This is a genomic window from Psychrobacillus sp. FSL W7-1493 (assembly GCF_038004905.1).
GTDB lineage: Bacteria > Bacillota > Bacilli > Bacillales_A > Planococcaceae > Psychrobacillus.
On the sequence record NZ_JBBOSB010000001.1, the window covers coordinates 2,887,210 to 2,909,225 of the forward strand.

General features: G+C 38.2%; 16 protein-coding genes. 5 read left to right on the forward strand and 11 right to left on the reverse strand.

What is annotated here, in order from left to right; all coding sequences use genetic code 11:
- Nucleotides 1–6 precede the first annotated feature (6 nt).
- Nucleotides 7–942 carry a beta-ketoacyl-ACP synthase III gene (locus MKX96_RS14630; protein ID WP_340884605.1) on the reverse strand — a complete coding sequence of 312 codons (936 nt, stop codon included), beginning with the start codon at nt 940–942 and terminating at the stop codon, nt 7–9.
- Between the two features lie 167 nt (nt 943–1,109).
- On the opposite strand from MKX96_RS14630, the gene MKX96_RS14635 reads away from it, so the two are divergent.
- Nucleotides 1,110–1,301, forward strand: a complete 192-nt coding sequence (locus MKX96_RS14635; protein WP_169361213.1) for a DUF2929 family protein — start codon at nt 1,110–1,112, stop codon at nt 1,299–1,301.
- 55 nt (nt 1,302–1,356) lie between these two features.
- Here MKX96_RS14635 and MKX96_RS14640 read toward each other — a convergent pair whose 3' ends face one another.
- Entirely contained in the window at nt 1,357–3,483 is a 2,127-nt protein-coding gene (locus MKX96_RS14640) for an ATP-dependent Clp protease ATP-binding subunit (protein ID WP_340884610.1), read from the reverse strand.
- Nucleotides 3,484–3,625: 142 nt separating this feature from the next.
- Between MKX96_RS14640 and MKX96_RS14645 the strand changes: the two genes are divergently transcribed.
- The gene (locus tag MKX96_RS14645; RefSeq protein WP_340884613.1) at nt 3,626–4,318 is read left to right on the forward strand and encodes a Crp/Fnr family transcriptional regulator; all 693 of its coding nucleotides are present in this window, start codon (nt 3,626–3,628) and stop codon (nt 4,316–4,318) included.
- Between the two features lie 262 nt (nt 4,319–4,580).
- Here the strand turns inward: MKX96_RS14645 and MKX96_RS14650 are convergent, their stop codons facing one another.
- Both MKX96_RS14650 and MKX96_RS14655 read right to left on the reverse strand, forming a co-directional pair.
- Entirely contained in the window at nt 4,581–4,889 is a 309-nt protein-coding gene (locus tag MKX96_RS14650; protein ID WP_169361026.1) for a metal-sulfur cluster assembly factor, read from the reverse strand.
- Between the two features lie 48 nt (nt 4,890–4,937).
- A complete protein-coding gene (locus MKX96_RS14655; protein WP_340884617.1) occupies nt 4,938–5,696 on the reverse strand; it encodes a prolyl oligopeptidase family serine peptidase in 759 nt (252 codons plus the stop codon).
- A 134-nt stretch (nt 5,697–5,830) separates the two neighbouring features.
- Here MKX96_RS14655 and MKX96_RS14660 point away from each other — a divergent pair, with 134 nt between their 5' ends.
- From MKX96_RS14660 to MKX96_RS14670, 3 genes are all read left to right on the forward strand, one after another.
- Complete coding sequence (locus tag MKX96_RS14660) at nt 5,831–6,640, forward strand: Cof-type HAD-IIB family hydrolase (RefSeq protein WP_340884619.1); 810 nt, start codon at nt 5,831–5,833, stop codon at nt 6,638–6,640.
- A 29-nt stretch (nt 6,641–6,669) separates the two neighbouring features.
- Nucleotides 6,670–7,521, forward strand: coding sequence for a DegV family protein (locus tag MKX96_RS14665; RefSeq protein ID WP_340884621.1), 852 nt, complete (start codon nt 6,670–6,672; stop codon nt 7,519–7,521).
- Nucleotides 7,522–7,659: 138 nt separating this feature from the next.
- Nucleotides 7,660–8,163, forward strand: a complete 504-nt coding sequence (locus tag MKX96_RS14670; protein WP_340884624.1) for a DUF3231 family protein — start codon at nt 7,660–7,662, stop codon at nt 8,161–8,163.
- A 228-nt stretch (nt 8,164–8,391) separates the two neighbouring features.
- Here the strand turns inward: MKX96_RS14670 and MKX96_RS14675 are convergent, their stop codons facing one another.
- The 7 genes from MKX96_RS14675 to addB form a co-directional block, all read right to left on the reverse strand.
- Nucleotides 8,392–9,837, reverse strand: coding sequence for an alpha-amylase family glycosyl hydrolase (locus tag MKX96_RS14675; protein WP_340884627.1), 1,446 nt, complete (start codon nt 9,835–9,837; stop codon nt 8,392–8,394).
- A gap of 1,249 nt (nt 9,838–11,086) precedes the next feature.
- On the reverse strand, nt 11,087–11,896 hold the full coding sequence (locus tag MKX96_RS14680; protein ID WP_340884630.1) for an AAA family ATPase: 810 nt from the start codon (nt 11,894–11,896) through the stop codon (nt 11,087–11,089).
- A 287-nt stretch (nt 11,897–12,183) separates the two neighbouring features.
- A complete protein-coding gene (locus tag MKX96_RS14685; protein ID WP_340884632.1) occupies nt 12,184–12,546 on the reverse strand; it encodes a YisL family protein in 363 nt (120 codons plus the stop codon).
- A 57-nt stretch (nt 12,547–12,603) separates the two neighbouring features.
- Nucleotides 12,604–13,500, reverse strand: a complete 897-nt coding sequence (locus MKX96_RS14690; RefSeq protein WP_340884634.1) for a fumarylacetoacetate hydrolase family protein — start codon at nt 13,498–13,500, stop codon at nt 12,604–12,606.
- A gap of 78 nt (nt 13,501–13,578) precedes the next feature.
- A complete protein-coding gene (locus MKX96_RS14695; RefSeq protein ID WP_340884637.1) occupies nt 13,579–14,739 on the reverse strand; it encodes a DUF418 domain-containing protein in 1,161 nt (386 codons plus the stop codon).
- Nucleotides 14,740–14,750: 11 nt separating this feature from the next.
- Complete coding sequence (gene addA / locus MKX96_RS14700; protein WP_340884640.1) at nt 14,751–18,464, reverse strand: helicase-exonuclease AddAB subunit AddA; 3,714 nt, start codon at nt 18,462–18,464, stop codon at nt 14,751–14,753.
- Entirely contained in the window at nt 18,451–21,945 is a 3,495-nt protein-coding gene (gene addB, locus MKX96_RS14705; RefSeq protein WP_340884643.1) for a helicase-exonuclease AddAB subunit AddB, read from the reverse strand. The genes addA and addB overlap by 14 nt, the downstream gene beginning before the upstream one ends.
- Between the last annotated feature and the right edge of the window lie 71 nt (nt 21,946–22,016).

The window sequence follows — 22,016 nt, forward strand, 5'->3', positions numbered from 1 at the left end:
ATTAAATTATTTTCCCCATTTTAGCGCTATTGCTCCCCAAGTCAAACCTCCACCAAAACCTACCATTACAATAATATCATCATCTTTCACTTTTCCATTTTTTACTTCTTCTTTTAATGCTAGTGGAATAGATGAAGATGATGTATTGCCGTATTTATGAATGGTTTTTGCCATTTTTTCAGCAGGCAACTCTAATCGTTCTCTAGATGCCTCCATAATACGAATATTTGCTTGATGAGGGATTAACAAATCAATATCTGTTTTTTGCAATCCTGCTTTTTCGATAACATTAATAGCAGATTCACCCATTTGGCGAACCGCAAATTTAAATACCTCTCTACCATTCATCGTAATGTAAGGTCCGTCCTGCAATAAATACTTTCCTCCACTACCATTGGCTCCGAGCTCAAAGGACAATATGCCTCTGCCTTCTGAGACTTCTCCAATAACTACAGCCCCTGCTCCATCCCCAAAGAGGACAGCAGTATTTCGATCTTCCCAGTCTGTAATTTTAGACAGCTTTTCCACACCAATTACTAACACATGAGAATACGTTTTAGATTCTACAAATTGCTTTGCAGTAACGACACCATACATAAACCCTGCGCATGCTGCGGATATATCCATTGCAGCTGCATTAGTAGCCCCTAATTGCTCCTGAAGCATCGTGGAGACACTAGGAAAAGGGCGATCCGGGGTTACTGTTGCTACCAAAATTAGTCCTATTTGTTCCGGAGAAATTCCTGCATCCTCTATTGCTTCCTTAGCTGCCTTTACAGCCATATGTGAACTTTCTTCTCCAGGAGCAGCTATTCGACGCTCCTCTATACCAGTCATTGTTTTTATCCATTCATCCGATGTATCTATTCTTTTTTCAAGGTCTTCATTGGTTAAAATCTTCTCAGGTGCATAAGTTCCTAAACCTATAATTCCTGCATTCATGAAATTCCTCTTTTCTTGTAATCTATTATTAGTACCTGGTATTAATAATAGCGAATATATGAACATTTTTCAACATAGTTGTTGGATGTTAAGAATAATTCTTTTGTATAGGACAACCCTATGTTATGATAGCTATAGATAAATTAATTTTTTTGAGGTGAAATTATATGCAATATGTTATGACAGTAATTTGGACACTTATCTTGGTTACGATGTTAAATTACGTAGTAGGATCAGTTAATGGCGTAGAAGAATTTAACTTTTTCCATGGTTTATATATGGCTATCCCAGCAGCTATTATAATTATACTAATTACTAAAGTAATTCCGGATGAGCCTGTAGAAGCTAAACATCATTAATAAAAAAAACTCCCTTCAAAAGGGAGTTTTTTTATTTGATAGCTGTATAGCGATACTATTTCACCATTAGCTGGCCATCCTCCAGGCTCGCTACAATTGTGCTACCAGGCAGGACATTCCCTCCAATTAGCATTTTTGCAACTGCTGTTTCGAGATATCGTTGAATAAATCTTCTGAGCGGTCTAGCACCATAAGCTGCATCTGTTCCCTCTTCCACGATCCACGTATAGACATTTTCCTCTACCTCTAATGTAACTTCCTGCTCCAACAAACGATTCTGTAGTTGTTTTACATACTTTTTCGCAATCAATTCAAAGTGATGAGTCGTTAAGGAGTGGAACATTATAATGTCGTCCATACGGTTTAATAACTCTGGCTTGAAGTGTGCGCGAAGAGCAGTCATTACCAGTTCCTCGTCCGTTTCTGAAACTTCCCCTGTGGTATTGGATAAATATTGGGAGCCTATATTGGAAGTCAAAATGACAACCGTATTTGTAAAATTGACGATTCTTCCCTGGCTATCTGTAATCCTTCCATCATCCATCAGCTGTAACAAAATATTAGCAACATCTGGATGAGCCTTTTCTATTTCATCTAATAGCACTACAGAATATGGATTTCTTCGCACAGCCTCTGTAAGTTGACCACCTTCCTCATAGCCTATATATCCTGGAGGTGCACCGACTAATCGAGATACGCTATGCTTTTCCATATATTCGGACATGTCTATACGAATGAAATGTTCTTCTGAGTCAAACAGGTTTGCGGCTAAAGATTTAGCTAGTTCTGTTTTACCTACACCAGTTGGCCCCAAGAAGAGAAACGAGCCAATTGGTTTATTTGGATCTTTTATGCCTGCTCGTGCGCGCCAAACAGCCTCTGTCACTAATTGTACTGCCTGATCTTGACCAACTACACGCTCTCCTAATGTTTCTTTGAGACGGAGAAGTTTTTCTCTTTCTCCTTCTACCAGCTTAGTTACAGGTATACCCGTCCACCTTGAAATAATATGGGCTATTTCATCAGCAGTTACCTCTTCACGAAGTAAACGTGAATCATAATCATTGTTTATCTCATCTTCGTATGATTGAAGTTCCTTTTCTAAAGGTGGTATTTTACCATGACGTAGCTCTGCTGCTTTATTTAAATCGTATTTATTTTCTGCTTCCTCTAACTCTCTACGATAGCGGTCTAACAGCTCTCTCTTTTTTTGAACTACTTGAATGGACTCTTTCTCTGATTCCCATTTTTTACGCATATCTGCTGAGGACTTGTCTAACTCCTCTAATTCCTGACGCAATTGTTCTAATCTCTTTTTGCTAGCTGAATCCTTTTCTTTCATCAGCGCTTGCTCCTCAATTTGGAGCTGCATCATTCTTCTTGTTACTTCATCCAGCTCTTGAGGCATTGAATCTATTTCCGTACGAATCATGGCACATGCTTCATCTATTAAGTCTATTGCCTTGTCAGGAAGAAAACGTTCTGTAATATAGCGGTTGGAAAGCTGAGATGCTGCTACAATTGCTCGATCGTGTATACGTACACCATGATGTAATTCAAAGCGTTCCTTTAAACCGCGAAGGATGGATACTGTATCCTCTACGGAGGGTTCTCTTACTAATACTTGCTGAAAACGGCGCTCTAAAGCTGGGTCCTTTTCAATATACATACGATATTCATCAAGAGTAGTCGCTCCAATACAGTGCAGTTCTCCTCGTGCGAGCATTGGCTTTAACATATTCCCCGCATCCATGGCACCATCTGATTTCCCAGCACCAACTATTGTGTGGATTTCATCAATAAATAAAATGATTTTTCCTTCGCTCTCTTTGATTTGCTTAAGTACTGCTTGAAGCCTTTCTTCGAATTCCCCACGATACTTTGCTCCTGCGATTAGCGAGCTCATATCTAATTCGAATATCTCTTTATCCTTCAAGCCCTCTGGTACATCTTTTTTTACAATTCTTTGTGCCAATCCTTCTACAATAGCGGTCTTACCAACCCCTGGCTCTCCGATCAGAACAGGATTATTTTTAGTCTTTCTTGATAAAATACGAATGACATTTCGAATTTCCTGATCTCTACCGATAACCGGGTCCATTTTGCCGTCTTTTACTGCATTTACTAAATTACGTCCGTACGTTTCTAAAGGACTTTTTTGATCTTGTTGGTTCATTTGCATAATTAACAGCTCCATTTCACAAAACTTTGACCTTTATTGACTATTATAAATATAAATCCTTGTAGCATAATTTGTAAAGTATTAAGCTTTATGTAACGGAATATATGCTATATTTATAGGTACATATAAAGGTGGTGTTGAGGTGGATCATACTTTAGTATCCCCAGATATTAGGTTATTATTTAAACAATACGGTTCTATTATAAAATTAGAGAAGGATCGTTCGGTTTATGTAGAAGGCGAACTAGCACAAGACGTATATTTTATCGTAAGCGGTTCTATTGCGATTAATAAAGATACAGAGGGTGGCAAATTACTCACTTTAAGAATAGTAGGTCCCGAAAACTGTATAGGTGAATCTGGTGTTTTCGCAGATAATACTCATCATAGCTTTTCTGCTCTTACGTTGGAGACTACACAGCTATTAGTGCTACCAAAAAATAAATTAGAAAATTTTCTTGTTAATTCTACTCAGTTAATGGTGGAATGGACAAAATATATACAGCTTATTTACTTAAAAAACCAGACAAGGTTTCGTGATTTGATGCTTTATGGTAAAAAAGGCGCTCTATATTCTACTTTAATACGCTTGTGTAACACGTATGGTGAACCATTGTCTGATGGTAAGATTAAAATTAATTTCTCACTTACTAATCAGGAGATAGCTAACCTTTGCTCGATGAGTAGGGAAGTAGTTAATCGAATGTTAAATGATATGAAAAGCGAGGGTCTAATTTCGTTTCATAAAGGTATTATTACGATAAACGATTTAGAGTTATTAAGAAGAGAAAACCAGTGCGAAAGCTGTCCTCTTTGCGTTTGTCGGATAGATTAATTAGAGTAAGTGAACGATTGTCGTTCGTTTACTCACTTGTTTATAATGTTGATTTCCATTTGCGGACGCTTTTCGTGGGCACGACTCCAGGATTTTCCCTCGCTGCATTCAGTCTCAAATCCTAAGCAGCTCAGGAAAACGACTCTTATAATTCACAAAAAAACGCGTATAATCAAACAAGGCACTTCCTGTTCGACTTGAACAGAAGATGCCTTGTTTTTGTTTTAAATGTCTTCTCTTATGAATAGAGAAGTTATTATAATTATCGAATACCTAATGCAATTTTTGCATATCGAGACATATTATCTTTTGACCATGGCGGGTTCCAGACAATATTAACCTCAGTGTCTTTAACCTCAGGTAGCTCAGCTAGTGCTGTTTTAACCTGATCTACTATCATTGGACCCATCGGGCATCCTATAGAAGTTAATGTCATCGTAACTGTTGCTTGTCCCTCATCAGTTAGATCCACATCGTATACTAAACCTAAATTAACAATATCTACGCCAAGCTCTGGGTCAATAACATTTTCCAGGGCAGCCATCATACTATCTTTCATATCTTGATCCATACTAATACCTCCTTACATCTTTCATTCATCATAACAAAGATATATCAATTATGCCAAACGGTTAGCTAACCATTCCGTTGCACGAAGCATACCTTTTCTTGAAACTGCATGACCAACGCTTTTCTCTTTCATAAACTCAATCTGAGAATCACTATATTTTTCAATCAATTCTTCAACAAATTTGGCAGTAGGTGCGAAAGGCACTACTTCATCCTTCATGCCATGCCAGAAAAATAATGGCTTATTTTCTAGTTTCTCTAATTGCTTAGAAGCATCAAATATAGAAAGTGTATCAAACATTTTTTTCTTTTCTTCTTCATTCATTGGAATCTTAAATCCTCTTTGCTCAACTAAAGTCATTTGATCTTTAGCAAGGTTTACATATCCCGGGGTTCCCATCATAATAGCAGCTGCATCGATCCAGGGGTAGGCCGTTAAACAGCCCAGTGTAGTAATACCGCCCATAGAGGTTCCAGCCAAACCTATTTTTTGTCCGTTGTCATATCCGCGTGTGTTTAATTCTTTTTTTAGTTTACCTAGCTCTTCGATTGATGTTAAAACAATTTCCCAAAAACGAAGGCTGATCTGTATTTGGTCAAGATGTATATCACGTTCTCCATGTAAATGGGCATCAGGCATAATTACTCTGCAACCCTTTTGGACTAACTGATACGCATAGTGAAGGTTATGCTCTTTTGCACTCTCAAAACCATGAAGGAAAAAGACTACGGGAGCATTATTTGTAAAGTTTTCTTCTGATATATGTAGCACAGGGATGTCTCCCCAATTTTCTAAATTAGTAATCATTGAATATACACCCCTTATTCGTTATATTACTATTTTAGCAAAGTAAAAGTTTTTTTACAAAATCGCGAACTAATACATTTTGACGGAACATCTGGAACAAGATAAACTTTAATAAGATGAGGGGGAATATGCACATGGAACGACACTTAATCGTATTAGACTTAGATGGAACTTTATTAACCGACCAAAAGGTTATTTCTGATAACACTAAAAGAATTTTATTAAAGGCTAAGGATGAAGGGCATGAAGTAATGATTGCAACGGGTAGACCCTATCGCGCAAGTGAAATGTATTATCATGAACTTGGGCTAACTACACCTATTGTCAACTTCAATGGGGCATTCGTACATCATCCAAGAAATCGTTCATGGCAAATGATACATAAACCAATTAGCTTGAAAGTTGTAAAAGAAGTAGTTGAGGCCGTCCAAAGCTATTCGATAAAAAATATGCTCGCAGAAGTCCTAGATGACGTATACTTACATTATCATGATGAACAAATGATCTCCGCTTTAGTACAAGGAAATCCCAATATAACTACTGGTGACCTTCGTCAATTTTTACAAGCGGATCCTACTAGTCTTCTCATACATGCTGAAGAAAATTCAATAGACGATGTTCGCAAGCATCTGAAAGAAGTACATGCAGAAGTTATTGACCACCGCCGTTGGGGAGCACCTTGGGATGTTATTGAAATTGTTAGACACGGTCTAAATAAGGCAGTAGGTCTAGACCATGTATCCAAATATTTAAATATCCCTAAAGATAGAATTATTGCATTTGGAGACGAGGACAATGATTTAGAAATGATTGAATATGCTGGCGTTGGTGTCGCAATGGGTAATGCTATTTCCCCTTTGCAAAATATCGCAAATGAAATTACTGCAACAAATAATGAAGATGGTATTGCAGAATTCTTAAAAGAAAGATTAAAATTGAATTAATATAATTCACAAATTTTAGGAGGACAAAAATGAGAATATTTGCCGACAGTGCAAGTGACTTACCAAAATTATTTTTTGAAACAAATCAAGTCGAGTTAGCACCACTTCGTGTTCATATTGACGATAAAGAATATGAAGACATAAACGATATTAATTCAACAGAGGTATACGCCGAGATAAGAAACGGTAAGCAACCTAAAACTTCTCAAACTTCTCCTGAACATTTCCTACGTATTTTTGAGGACCTTGCTAAATCGGGAGAACCGGGTATTTACATCGCTTTCTCTTCTGAGCTTTCAGGAACTTATAGCACAGCTGTCATGATGAAGGAACAATTAATAGAGACATATCCCGAGATGAAGCTAACGATCATTGATTCAAAATGTGCTTCCCTTGGATATGGACTGCTTGTAAAAGAAGCGGTAAAGCTAAGAGATGAAGGACTAAGCCATACAGAAATAGAAGAGAAAATTAGATATAATGCTAAGCATATGGAGCATCTTTTCACTGTAGATGACTTAGATTATATGGCCCGCGGTGGACGAGTATCAAAAGCAAGTGCATTTATCGGTGGCCTATTAAACATCAAGCCTGTACTACATGTAGAAGAGGGCAAACTTGTACCGATTGAAAAAATTCGCGGCACTAAAAAAGTAATGAAGCGTATAGTAGAATTAGTCGAGGAACGCGGAGGAAATCTAGAAGGACAAGTAATTGCTATTAGTCATGCAGACGTATTAGATCGAGCACAAGAACTAAAAGAAATGATATTAGAAAAAATGCAGCCTACAGATGTAGAAATTCATATGATTGGTTCCACAATTGGTGCCCACACTGGACCTGGAGCAATCTCTGTCTTCTTTTTGAACAAAGAAGCATAAAACTTTTAATAGATTAAAAGACAAATCTTCCAGCAGATTTGTCTTTTTTATTGGAACTAGAATAGTTCCTCCATGTTGTCACATAATAAGGTCGACCTGAAAAAATCATGTCGACTTAAGACGAAATGGAGTGAAAAAATGGGTATTTTATCTGGGAATCAAAAAGAGCAACCATTACACTGTGGTGAAGTTTTTGCTATTTGGACTAATTTAACAACCAACCAAGGATTAATTGCTGCACACCAAACCTTTTATAATCACGCAGGAGATACAGATTTTAAAAAAATTCTTGAAGATTCCGTGGATGCCATGAAGGATGAAAACAAGTATTTGGAAAGAATTCTCAAGGAAAATGGCATTGGACTTCCACCTGCCCCTCCTGAGCGTCCTGTAGCTCAAGTGGAAAATATCCCACCAGGTGCAAAATTCAATGATCCTGAAATTGCAGCTGCGTTAGCAATCGATGGTGCAGCAGGATTAGTAGCCTGCAGTAAGGCAATGGGTATTTCTACAAGAGAAGACATAGCTACAATGTATGGTCAATTCCATATGAAAAAAGCTCAATTAGGTGCAAAATTATTGCAGTTAACGAAGGAAAAAGGTTGGTTAATCCTACCTCCACTTCATACAGATCATAGCTAACAAGAAAAGCGCAAGCGCCTAGGTCTGCCCCGGAAAATGGAGAAAAGCGAAGAGGCAGTTCCTCTGCTACCGCAAACTTTCTTGTTTTGCAACGAGTCCCTTTTATTCATTTGCCCCCGAGGGACAAGGCGATGGAGCTAGACAACAATTCATCTAAAGATTCGTAATTTAATAATTTTCTAACTAATAAAAAACTACCTCTTGGCACTCAAGAGATAGTTTTTTTAATTATTTCGCTTTGTTTTCATCGTCTCTTCTTCTTTGTTTTCCTTTTTTCCAAACAATTACGAGGAATACGATAAACAACAAATAAGAGATTACCATAGCGATTATATAAGCTGTATTTAAACCTTTGCGGTCTGTTACTTGAAAGACTTCCACAATTTCGCGATCTATAACTATGCGGTAGGAGCCGTCATCCGTGCTTCTAATTAAATCGGATTCAAAAATCCCTCTAACTTCCTTGTCTTCGCCGATCACTTTACTTGAAAGATCAATACGTTGAGTAGCACTAGTATTATTTACGACTATGATAAACGTTTCTTCACCTGATTCACGCTTATATACTGCATAACCATTTTCATTTTTTAGTACTTCTATGTCACCAGATCTAAGTGCAGCCGATTTATTGCGAATGGAGTTAACGTCTTGGATATATTCGATTAATTCTTCATCCACACGAAAATTCATGATTTGATGGCTTTCTTCTGGTACCTGACCGTTCATCGCAATTTCCGTTCCATATGTCATATAAGGAACTCCAGGTAATGTCAGTAGGGTTCCAATAGCAGTGCGAATACGCGTCGGAGGGAACATGTTTTCCAAAGCACTATGGTAAGTAAAACGTTCTGATACTAAATTATCAATTAAGAGTAAATCATTGGATTCAACAGAACTAATAACATCTGAAGGGTAATCCGTGTTTTTGAACGCATCTCTTAGTTCGACCATGCGTTGTTCTGAATAGTTGACATCAAAATTCGCATCGCTTTCCTCTAATGCTATAACGTACATTGGATTCCTTACTTCTTTTAATGCTGTAATCATTTCGTTTATAAATTCTGTAGGTGCGCCTTCTATTTCAGAAAGCTTCACTGCATCAATTTTGTACTTATTAGCAAAAGCTACAATCGTGTCTATAAGTTCTGTTTGTACTTCTGAATTTTCTAAATCTAGTTGTAGTACACCGTCTTTGGATATAATCCAATCTTGCTTGTCCTCTTCACTTGCCCAAGTATGCTGCGTACTATAGTTATTCAATGGAAATTCTATCATTAGTTTCATCTTTTGAGTATGTGTTTTCTCAATCAAAGCCTCTAATTCATCAGCTGTTCCAAAATGTTTTTCAATTTCATTAAAATCTAAAATTGCTTTACCATCATAGGATTCCGTTGAGAAAACTGGACCAATCGATAAAATCGTGAAGCCTAAATCACGTATATGATCCATTTTATCCATGATTCCTTTAAAGTCTCCACCAGCGAAAGCAAGATGATCTTTCGTATTAACATTGTAGTCATTAGCAACAGTGCTATTAAAATATCGATCAACATATAAGTCATAAATACTTTCATTTTGTATAGATGAATCAGCTTCTGCTTGAGCACTAAAAGCAGTTGTCATCCATAGGCTGCTGAAAAGTACAATACAAACAAGCCATTTTTTAAATTTCAAGGTAATCCTCCTCTACATCGGGTAAACATAAAATTGTCTTGTTTATTTATACCCTAAAACAAGACTTATCATCGTTAATTTTAACAAAGCTACGTTTCATTCGCTATGTTTTAAACAGAAATCGGTAGAAAATAAAAAAGTATTCGTCCAAACTGTGTCATATACTAAGTTGTTCTATTCTTCCTTTGACAACAAGATATAAAACCAAGTCGGAATCTATTCGTTTCCGGTCGGCTTTGGGATAGACTTTGGCCATATCATTATCGGATAAATTTCAGGAGTGTTGTCGTGACTACCGTCACGACAACACTCTAATTTCGGTAATCTTATGGCTTAATTCTCTCCGTCGCCTCCCTACAACTATTAGAAACGGAATAAAGGATTTTAGCTAATGAAGGAATAAATAACTTCTCTATTGGTCAAGTAGCTCGCGAAGATGTAATTTCGCGAGCTCTTCGCTTTTTTAAAGAATAATTCTTACTTATTTTTTGAAAGGGCTAATAAGAAGGATATGTATATCTTTAATGATAAACCATTAAATCTTTACTTCCTATTTTGAGGTATAAAAACCTTAAGCTGGTGCCTATTCGTTTCCGGTCGGCTTTGGGATAGACTTTGGCCATATCATTATCGGAGAAGTTTTAGGAGTGTTGTCGTGACTACCGTCACGACAACACTCTACTTTCGGTAATCTTATGGCTTAATTCTCTCCGTCGCCTCCCTACAACTATTAGAAACGGAATAAATGCGTTTTAGCTAATAAAGGAATAAATAACTTCTCTATTGGTCAAGTAGCTCGCGAAGATGTAATTTCGCGAGCTCTATGCCTTTTTTTAAAAGAGTCATACTTGAGTTAATTTTATAAATAGCGTTTCAACAATGAAACACGAATATTATCTCTGTATTGATTGCAGCGGCAGGCGGCGACTCCTGTGGGATGAGTGAGACAGATAAGACATCACAACCATGCGCGTTAGCGATGGGTGATGGCTTATCGCTCACCCCACGGAAAGCGTCCGCCTAGAGCGAAAATCAATTCTACTTTACTCTTTAATAAGCACATGATTTTAATTGGTTTATCTTTAATGTTCATATTCTTCTATAAAAATAGGAATTATGAAATTGATTCACTTACTTATTTTTTTCGAAAAGTTATTAGAAGTATATTGCTTTATTTATTCAACCATTAAGTGGCTAGTTTGGCTGGCTATTATATGCGTTCTGAAGAACCGGCAGATGTTTCTGCAGATTATTCAAATTCATTCTTCCGATTATTGAAAAAGTCGTAGAAAAATCTTACGTTTTCAAGCTCAGTCCATCTATTTGTTGTCAAAAGGGGTGCGTCAAGGTTATAAATCTTAGCATCTAGTGTTCCCAACATAAATGGAGAATGTGTCGCTATAATAAATTGACAGTCAAAAAACCTTACGAGTTTATTGATTTCTTCTGCCAACTGAATTTGGTTTGTAGGAGAAAGAGAGGTTTCAGGTTCATCGAGCAAGTATAATCCGTTTGGGACAAGATATTCATCAAATATTTGCATGGATGTCTCACCGTTAGAATACTTCTCATTAGAAAAATTCATAATCTTCATTTGTTTGTACATCTGTGAAGAATGTTTCAACTCTTCCAAATGTTCCTTAGTATATCCCAACCTAGAGTGTTGGTACAGGTAACCTTCCTTAAGAACTGCCTCCTGCTGAATCTTCTTGATCTCATATAAAATATCTTCGCTTTTGATGTACAAACTATTATACGGTAGTTGATCTGACTCTCCGTCACTCTTATTTTCACCTAGCGCGTATGAACATTCTGATATGTAATCTAACGGGTACATGTTATGGCTATTATTTGTTATTTCCTCAGCCCCTGTAATTTTAAGCTTGTTTGCCATTAAATTTAATAGTGTGGACTTACCGGAACCATTGTTACCATACACTACTGTAATGTTATGAAAGACTAACACTTCTCCAGTTATTTTTTTTAACACATTGTATGGATATGCATTTGGATTATTGACTGTATGAGGAGAAAGCTTGAAGCTTTTCAGATAGATCATATGGGTTAACCTCCCTTTTGGAAAAATGAATGACTATAATCAATATTATCATCTTTTTATTATTGCTCTAGAGGGTTGAATCTTAAATCAACCTTCATTTTCACCATAGCTTCTTAAAGGGACTATATAAATCATCACTTCAGATATGGGTAATAGCTTCTAGCTCACCATAAGGATAGCGTCTACCGAAGCAAAAATCTACCATCGCTCTTCCCTGTATTACAATGGGTATAAACTTTTTATTTAAATACAAAAAAACTCCCATGTAAACATGAGAGTTTTAATAATTACGCTAAGAAATTAATACCCATTGGAAGCTTGAATCCTAAGAATAAAGCAATAAAGAAGAACACAAATACTAATACAAGGAACGTCGTATATGGTTTACCTTTTGCTTTTTTAACTAAAGTCATTTCCATCATACCAATTACAAGAATACCAGCTATAAACTTCAAGCCATACAGCATGCCTTCTCCATAATCCATCCCTTTGATGAATAAAGCAACTCCTGTAAGGATGATTAGCAAATAATCTAAACGTAAGATCATATGAACAACCTTTGAATTAGACATTGCTAGAGCAACAAAAAATAAAATTAATGCTACTACCCAAGTTGTTATGTGTAAGTGCGTACTTGCTAAGAAATCCATTGTTTCACCTCAACGTTAATTTTAATATATCTTTACTATACCACTTTTAAACTACCATTACTCAAACTTGTTTACAAGCGTTCCGATTCCTTCTATAGAAACTTTCACAATATCGCCTGATTTCAAGAATTTTGGAGGATTAAACCCTTTACCTACTCCAGCAGGTGTGCCTGTTAAAATGATATCTCCAGGCTCCAAGGTTACAACTTTGGATATTTCACAAATAATATTCTCAACTGAATAAATCATATCGGAGGTAACTCCATTTTGACGTATTTCATCGTTAACTTTTGTAACGATCGTTAAGTCCTGCGGGTTTGGAATCTCATCCTTCGTCACGACATAAGGTCCCATCGGACATGACCAATCTAAACTTTTTCCTAAAAAGAACTGTTGGTGTTTCTTTTGTAGGTCTCGTGCTGTTATATCATTGGCAATTGTATATCCAAAGATATAATCATACGCAAGTTTGGATGGAATGTTTTTCCCTTCTTTTCCTATAACAATGGCAAGCTCTCCCTCGTAATCTAAGGAAGTAGTAACCTCTGAGTGAACTGGTAATGTTTGTTCATCTGCTGCAATAGTTGTTGGAGCCTTTGTAAATACAACAAAGTCCTCCGCTACCCCACCCATTTCCTTTGCATGATCCGCATAGTTTTTACCAATTGCCATTACATTTTTTGGTGTGCGAGGTATCGGTGATAGCCATTCAATTTCTGTAAATGAGCGTTTAAAACGATTTGGATCCTCTTCTTTTAAAGCTGTTTCTATTAAAACACGTATTTGTTCAATAAAATCCATCCCGAAGCTGACACCTTGGACGATAGTTGCAGGAAAATTAGGTAGCACTTGTAATTCTTCTTGAATAGTAAGTACATCCCATACTGCTTCTTCTTTTTTTACTTTTGGACCAAAATAAATTTTATCGTTTAATCGGTATGACAATAGCTTCATCTATAAACACTCCTCTAAAGAAATTTGAATCTATTAATATAGTCTATTACAAACTTTGTTTAATTTCATCTTTTTCGATCATATTTTCGAATAAGTCAGTTTTCTCCACAATAATTCGACGGGCCCTTGTTTGAACTTAGTAAACCAGATTTCTGCAAAAATCAATTGTATCACAAAGATACCTACTGCCATCCATGTTCCTGTCGCTATGTCGACCTTACCGTATAAACCAAAGCCATAACCATAGAATATAGTAGTTGCAAGAATAGATTGCATTAAATAAATGGTCATAGACATTCTTCCAGCTTTAGCAATTGGGGATAATAGTTTTCCTACTATAGGAATTGTACAAATCAATGCAAGGAAACCACCGTAAGCAATGGCTTGAAGAGGCCCACCAAAAGTGTCTTGTGCAGTCATTGTAAATAAATCATCACCTTGACTAAACGGTAACCACTTAATAGCAGTTCCTGCTGTCATCGCAATAATTACTGTAATGATCCAAAATAGCTTCAGCTCTCTCGCTCGCTCGATTAGTCTTAGCTTTGCAGCAGCCGAACCAAGCATTAAAAGCGGCAATATCGTACAAAGAATAAGTACAACATTTAGACCATAGCCTTGCATGTATAGCCAATCAGCTAACCTTTGTCCAAATACATCAAACCATGATCCTTGTGAATAGGCTACGGCCGATTCCTCTACCTTTTGAATTGCTGTATAAAGAACGGACTGGTCAGGAGCTAATTTTGTCATGAAGTAGACCAATCCAGTTAACAAGCCATTAGGTAGTAAATACAATAAAGCTGCAATTAGCATTAACCATAGAGGCTTTAACTTCATTAACACTATTAAACACAATCCGGCTAATGCATAGGTAATCAAAATGTCACCAGACCAGATCAGAAACGCATGAATACACCCAATTCCTAGTAGTATCAATAGCCTACTTACTGCGAGGCGAGAAAAGGAGGTACCCTTTGACTCAGACTTCATAAATTGCATTGCTAATCCGTATCCGAATAGCATCGCAAACAGTGGATAGACACTGCCTTGTACGAAAATATCAATCCACTTATAGGCTTCTTGATCAGCTGGAGTTTGATACCAGTCATATGGATTCACATAAATATACGGGCCATGAAAAAATAGCATATTTACTACAAAGATCCCTAGTAAAGCACAGCCTCTCATTACATCGATAGAAATGATTCTTTCTTTTTCTTGCGTAGGTAAAATCACCAAACTTCCCCCTAAATAACTACTGTTTTATTTATATCAAATAGATATAATACTTTCTCTTTTATATCGACCTTCAAGATGTCTTCGATAGCCTTTTCATATAACGAAAGCTGTATTGCATATCTGTTTTTCATCTCTTGTAGTAAAAGATTCTCGTTGTTTTGTAAATGCTTTACTTTATCTGTTTTATAATCTAGCAGCACCCACTGACCATCATCTTCTTGGAATAAACAGTCTACAACCCCTTGGACAATCTGCTTATCGCCATCTTGATCAACTAAAGCATAGGTAAAAGGAAATTCTCTCATTACTTTTTTAGCAACTCTCAAACGTTCGGCCATTTCGGAATGAAAGAAAGGGACCATCTTTTGTGGATTAATCGCTTCTTTTTCAGCATTAGTAATGATTTCTCGTTCTTTTAGCCTCTCTGCAAATGCCAGTACTTGTTCTTCGGTCTTTCGTTCAGATAAATCTACATGCTGCATAAATGCATGGACAGCAGTACCTGCTTCTGCTCCCGTCAACTTCGTTCCTTCCTGTAAAAAGAAAGGACGCTTAGCCACTTTACTTTTTAAAGGAGTAGTAGTAGGGCCAAAGAACTCTTCATCATGGCGCTCGGACAATAATTGTAGTCGCTTCATCTCGCTCACTGACTGCTTAGAACGTTTATGAGTGGACCCCTCGAATTCGTAACGCGTATCAAAAATTTTCTTTATATCGTCTAGTACCGCAGTATTTTCTAGCTGCAGAAGTCCTTGAAGCGAAGTTTCCTCTTTTTTCTCTTCCTCCTGGTGAACTTTAAGTTCATCTATATGCTTAGCAACTATATTCCACTTGGAGGGACCCTCCACTATGTTTGCCTCGTTTATTTGAGATAGCTGACTATAATCCCGGTGTCGAGCAAGAGCAGGACCTATCCAATCCAAATATCCTTTCGCTTTCGCCCTTTTATAATCTGGGATCATCTCATCACTCATAAGTGTTTGAGAATCCTCCCATTTATCTAGGGTTTTTGCTAAGTCCTTTATAGTTGCTACTAAGAATAAGTGCTCTTTGGCACGAGTCATCGCCACATAGAGAACTCGCATTTCCTCTGCTTTTAGTTCCATTTGTTTCTTTTCTTTTACCGCTAGGAATGGAAGCGATGTAAAGGAAATACGTTTGATAGGGTCTATTGCCTTTACGGCAAGTCCAAAGTTTTGGTCAAATAAATATGACTCATTAAAGTCCATTTGGTTAAATGGTCTTCCCATACCTGCGAGGAACACTACAGGAAATTCCAGACCTTTAGAGGAATGGATGGTCATTAAGCGAACAACATTTTCTTTTTCACTAATAGATCTAGCTGCACCTAAATCGTCTCCACGCTTTCTCATCCGATCAATAAATCGTAAGAAACGGAACAATCCACGGAAGGATGTCTTTTCATAAGCAACTGCTCGGTCATGTAACACACGTAGGTTCGCTTGGCGCTGCTTTCCGTTGGGCATAGAGCCAACAATTTCATAATAATGGGTGTCCAAATAGATTTGCCATATTAAGTCTGCTAAAGAGCCTCTTCTACTAAGATCTCTCCAATCCTCAAATTGTAGCAGGAATCTTTGGAGCTTCTCTGCCGTCTCAGAGGATAAGCCTGCTCCACCACTTGAGACAAATAGCTTCAACGCTTCATAAAAGGATTCCTTCGGTGCAGCTAATCGGATAAGGGCAAGCTCTGATTCGGTTAAACCAACGAAAGGTGCTCGAAGAACAGAAGCTAATGAAATATCCTGGTAAGGATTATCAATGGTACGTAGGGTATGTAGCATGATGAGAACTTCTATCGCTTCAAAGTAGCCTTTGGAAAGCTCTGCATATAAAGGAATCCCAGCCTCTTTAAACTGTTCATTGACTTCCTGTGACCAGGTCATAGACCGCATGAGAATAACCATATCGCTATATTGTACTGGTCGTTCTTTCTTTTTCCATGGATCATACACTGAATGTCCGCTCGATATCATTTCTTTTATTTTTGAAATAATATAACGTGCCTCTGCTTGAGATTTTTTTAATTCCTCCTCGGCATCAACAGATGAAAAATCCTCCTCATCTGAATCTACCTCGGCACTTCCATCTTCCACTTCATATAACAAAGCAAGCTCTACCGCTGCGTCTTTGTCATCATATGGAGCTTGAGGCTTTAAGGAAGCAGCATCATCATAATCTATTTCTCCAACATTTTTACCCATAATTTGTTGGAAAATATAGTTCGTTCCATGGAGCACTTCTTGACGACTTCTGAAGTTTGCATTTAAATCAATTTTCACTCCAGATTCTAATGGCTCTTCATTAAATACGCGATACTTTCCAAGAAAAAGCATAGGCTCGGCAAGTCTGAATCTGTAAATAGATTGCTTTACATCTCCAACCATGAACATGTTCCCAGTTAATTCATCACCGCTTTTAACTAATTGAAGAATAGTTTCTTGGAGATTATTAGTATCCTGGTATTCATCCACGAGCACTTCTTTAAATCGCTCCTGATATTCCTTTGCGATAGCTGAAGGTACTAAATTTCCGTCCTCATCATGATCAGTGAGTATCTCTAAGGCATAATGCTCGAGGTCAGAAAAGTCTACTAGCCCTCTATCATTTTTTGCTGCAGTGTATCTTTCTCCATAAGAAATAGCAAGATTTACTAATGTTTTTAAGTGAGGAGCCATTAATCTCATCTCTTCTAAAAGTCGTTCAGGTGTGCGCGTAAAATATTTATCCTTGAGATCGTTGACTACCTTTTTAGCCTTATTTCTCTTAGTCGTAGCCTTCTTTTTCAGCTCTTCATCACAGGAATCCTTTCGGATGGAGGCAGCTTTCCCCCATTTTAAACCTTGGAAGTAATAGTACGCGTCCTGCCAGCTCCCCATCTTCAGTAAGCGTATGGCTTCTTGTATAAGTTGTTGATCATTTTTAGCCGTGTCTTCGAGTGGAGCAGGGCCATCAGGAAGATTCGCAAGCTTTCGAATATCCTCTGCCAGCGCCATCGCTTCCTCCAGCTGATAAATTATTGCGAGCTTTAATGGGTCGATGAATGGCAGTTCATCTATCGTCATGTCACTGTCTAGCTCATAAGCTTCCGGGATAGCTAGTAGCCATTTCTTTGGCTCTGGATGCACACGAGCATACGTATATAACTTATCGATCATCACTTCAATCGATTGATCATCTCGATCGGAGGTGAAGCTGTCGGATAATAGATACATAGCTTCTGGATTTTCTGTCTGGTACGCTTCTTCTAGGATGTCTGCAAGTACATCGTCGCGCAGAAGAGCTGCCTCTGTGTCATCTGCTATTCGAAAGCCCGGATCGATTGTAAGCATATAGGAATACTGACGCACAATGTTTAAACAAAAGGAGTGCAAGGTGGAAATCTGTGCTTTGTTTAACAACGTCAGCTGCTTTCTTAAATGATTTGAGTTAGGGTCCAAGGCAATCGCTTTTTCCAATGCCTCTCTCATTCGATGACGCATTTCTGCTGCTGAAGCATTTGTGAATGTAACGACTAGCAATTCATCTACGTTTATTGGATTTTCCTTTGCAATCACTTTTTGTATAAGTCGATCGATGAGCACAGCTGTTTTACCAGAACCTGCAGCGGCAGCTACGAGCACATCTGAACCAGTTGCCCAGATTGCCTTCCACTGCGCTGGTGTCCAAGTTAAGTCATCAGGCATCTTAGGAATCTTCATTTGTACTCATCTCCTTTTGTATCTTGTCCGCTATAATATCTGGTTTATCTACTTTTAACACTCGCACCTTTTGCTCCGGATCCTGCGGGTCAAATTGACAAACGCTCCTATATGAGCAAAATTGGCAAGGCATCTTATCCTTCATGACATATGGATATACTCTCGTGTCACCTGCGTTCATGCCGTTCCCAGCCTGTTCATGCTTTTTACGGACAAAGGTTTGAAGAAGTTTCATTTGATTTGGTTCTACAACTTTTGAGGAGGATTTGGAAAGGCTGCCGTCCTTATTCATCCGGACAGGAATTACCTTCGAAAATCCATCTATTTGCTCGTCCATCTCTGTAATCACTTCTGGATCCGATAACAACAGTCCATTCATTTTATAGGATTTATATATGGAATCCTGTAGCTCCTCATCCTCTAATTCCTTCTCGCTTTGAATAAACGGATTATGCATATGAACATAAAGTACACCAGCAGGCTCTGCTTCTTCCTGGAGCCATATTTTAGCATTTTCTACAGCAACGTCTAAGTACGTTAACAATTGTAAGGAAATACCGTGATACACTTCATTGAGATCAAGACCCTTTTTGGAGGACTTATAGTCAATGATACGCATGAACATATTGCCATTTACATTCGCTGCGTCCACTCGGTCAATTCTTCCACGCAATTGCATCTTACGTCTATGTTTTAATGGTATCTCTAGAGGTGGCAATTGTTCGCCTGGACCAAAGCCTGCCTCGATAGCAATTGGTACGAAGCCAGATACTTTGGAATGTCTGCTTAATGCCACTAACGTATTTCCAACGATTTGCTCTAATTTTCTTTGAATATAACGATAACGATTTGTACTCAACAATAGTTGGTGTACAAAAATTGGTACGATATGGTCGACTGCCTGCTTGGCAAGCTGCATGCATTGTGCTCTAGTCAACTGTCCCCACGTTAAATCTAAGCGAGAGGTTTCATCTGAAATCCATTTCATTGCAGCATGAAAAAGATCTCCCATAGCCGGTGCCTCTAAGCGATATTCTGAACGCTCCTCTAGCTTTAACCCATAACCAGCAAAGTGGGCAAACGGACAGCTATAATACTTTTCAACCCTTGAAACACTGGAATTAATCGTTTCTCCGTATAAAGCAGCCGTTATATTCGAGGATAGAAGGTCTGTTTTGTTTCCACGCAGCATTGGGCGAATAATTCGCTTAATAAGCGTTGACCAATAAGGATCCTCCATATAATACTGATACACAGCCTGCCATTCATCTGACAACTCTCCAGACTGTAAAGCCTGTCGTAACTGCATCGACAGGTAAGCAAGAGTCGTTCTCGGGTGGCTGATTAACGTCATACTAAAGCTAGGGTCCTTTATATCAGAAGGGTCGATTACCGCTATTTCTAGTGGTACCCCTCCTACAAGCTGTTGGAGTTTACTAATATACATGGAAGGCAACTGAGCCTTCCCTTCACTATCGGCAATAGCATAGGAAACATACAAATAGTGAGAAGGCGTAGCAAAGGCTTTATACGTCAAGTAATTTTCATCGAGCAATCTCATTCGAGAAGTCGGTGCTAGCTCGAAGCCTACTTGTGCGAACCACTCACGCTCCGTATCCGACAGCAAGCCCTCGTGATCGATTCTTTTTGGAAACACACCATCGTTCACTCCAACTACAAAAACCGCTTTTATATTTGTCAGACGCGCAGTATCCACGTTTCCAACAATCACCTGATCAATCGATGGAGGAATGCGAGAAAACTCTAACTGGTCATAGCCCTCGTCAAGGATTTTCATAGTCTCTTCGAGAGACATTTCCTTCTCTCCGAACATTAGAACAAATTGGTCTAGCACATCGACCCATTCATTCCATGCTTGGTCATGCTCTGTAGCCAGCAACAGCTGTCCGCTTTCCTCCTCCACTTCTTTAAGATTTTGCAGTTTTTCGTACACCTGTAATGATTCCATAAAGGTATAGAGCGCAATAGCTATATCTTTTCCTGTATTACATTCCTCCAGGGCATCTGCCAGATTCTTTATCGGCTGGATAAGAATATCTCTCGCAGCATGAATATCAGCCTGAATACTAAGCTCTTCATCCGTTTGTACCTTTGAATAGAATTCTAGGCCTCTATACTTTTTGTACACCCATCTTCGACTATCAAACCATCTATCCCCGTATATACCAAAGGACAGTACGAAATTCTCTAAACGATCTGCTCGCTCTCTCCACATCGTTTTAGGTGCATCGATCGGGAAGAAAAGATCCGTTTTAATCGCTCGGAACATCGGCTCATATTTCCAATCAGATTGAATAATTTCTAAAACTGTTCTGCTGAGCTCGATCAGAGGATGGTGAAGCATAGATTTCTTTTTACTTATGAAAAATGGGATTTCATATTGGGGAAAGGTTGTCTCTATTAGCCCTTCATAACTTTCAGTATCCCGGTGTAATATTGCCATTTCGTTATAGCGGACATTTTTAAAATGAGCTAAATCTCTAATTTGTCTAGCAACCGCATGAATCTCGGCGCGTCTATTCATTGCCTCCGTTAGCCTTAGTGCTCCGTTAGACATAATTTGAGAAGCTGGTATTTGATCGAAATTAGCTTCAATATGAGCAAGCTCTTCTGCTACGAACCGTCTTTGATCTTTAAAATGCATCGTTTCCTCTACCTGAACGTGTTCAGTCTGAGCCATTTCAATTAATCTAGCAGCTGTATTAGCAGGCTGGAAGAAAAGAGATTGCTCATCATAGGCATCTGAAAGACTCTCCATCGGCAGTGCAATAGATAGTCTCTTCACCTTTTTCATCAATGCTTGAATAATTTCTAGCTCTCGAGCAGTAAAGGAGGTGAACCCATCAATATAAATTTCTGAGGTTTCCAATAGATAGGAGTCCTTAATATTATTTGCGAGTATTGTTAAATACCCTTCTCCGTCTACATAGCTTGTCCCTAGCCTTTGTTCGATTAAATCAAGCATCATCATAATATCCGAGGATTTATCTAATAATGTTTGAGGGGCATCGACAGCCTTTAAGCTGCTAAAGGCATTGCTCATCGAAGAGGAGTCCACACAATAACGACTAAATTCCTTCAATAGCACTTCTATTTGGTCAGTGAACCCCCGTTTAGTAGATGCACGCTTAAACAAAGTAAATTCGTCCTTGTTGTCCTCTAATAAGCTACGAATAAGCATACGATAGCCAAAGCCACTAATTTCTTCTTTAGCTATACCACCTGTTTCTTGAAGAACACGCCAAGCAAGCCGTTTAAATGTACTCACTTGGGCGCGAATAATTCCAGTTACCCCTGAATCAGCGGCCATGTCATATTCACTGGAAAATGACATTTGGTCAGGTACTATATAAAAAATCGGATCTCCGAATGGAGCCGCATCTACTGATTGAACAATTTCTTGTTGTATAAACTTTGTCTTACCGGATCCAGACCGACCACTAATAATTCGTAATGACAAGCTAAACAAGCTCCTTTCCATAAAAAAAACGAATAATCTCCTACTCTCTATTGTACAAAACATAGTCAAGT

Excerpts from the sequence above, each read along its gene's own strand:
- MKX96_RS14670 (WP_340884624.1), top strand. The coding sequence starts at position 7,660 with ATGGGTATTTTATCTGGGAATCAAAAAGAGCAACCATTACACTGTGGT.
- MKX96_RS14630 (WP_340884605.1), bottom strand. The coding sequence starts at position 942 with ATGAATGCAGGAATTATAGGTTTAGGAACTTATGCACCTGAGAAGATT.
- MKX96_RS14635 (WP_169361213.1), top strand. The coding sequence starts at position 1,110 with ATGCAATATGTTATGACAGTAATTTGGACACTTATCTTGGTTACGATG.
- MKX96_RS14655 (WP_340884617.1), bottom strand. The coding sequence starts at position 5,696 with ATGATTACTAATTTAGAAAATTGGGGAGACATCCCTGTGCTACATATA.
- MKX96_RS14680 (WP_340884630.1), bottom strand. The coding sequence starts at position 11,896 with ATGATCTATCTGAAAAGCTTCAAGCTTTCTCCTCATACAGTCAATAAT.
- MKX96_RS14650 (WP_169361026.1), bottom strand. The coding sequence starts at position 4,889 with ATGGATCAAGATATGAAAGATAGTATGATGGCTGCCCTGGAAAATGTT.
- MKX96_RS14660 (WP_340884619.1), top strand. The coding sequence starts at position 5,831 with ATGGAACGACACTTAATCGTATTAGACTTAGATGGAACTTTATTAACC.
- MKX96_RS14665 (WP_340884621.1), top strand. The coding sequence starts at position 6,670 with ATGAGAATATTTGCCGACAGTGCAAGTGACTTACCAAAATTATTTTTT.
- MKX96_RS14640 (WP_340884610.1), bottom strand. The coding sequence starts at position 3,483 with ATGCAAATGAACCAACAAGATCAAAAAAGTCCTTTAGAAACGTACGGA.
- MKX96_RS14690 (WP_340884634.1), bottom strand. The coding sequence starts at position 13,500 with ATGAAGCTATTGTCATACCGATTAAACGATAAAATTTATTTTGGTCCA.
- MKX96_RS14685 (WP_340884632.1), bottom strand. The coding sequence starts at position 12,546 with ATGGATTTCTTAGCAAGTACGCACTTACACATAACAACTTGGGTAGTA.
- addA (WP_340884640.1), bottom strand. The coding sequence starts at position 18,464 with ATGAAGATTCCTAAGATGCCTGATGACTTAACTTGGACACCAGCGCAG.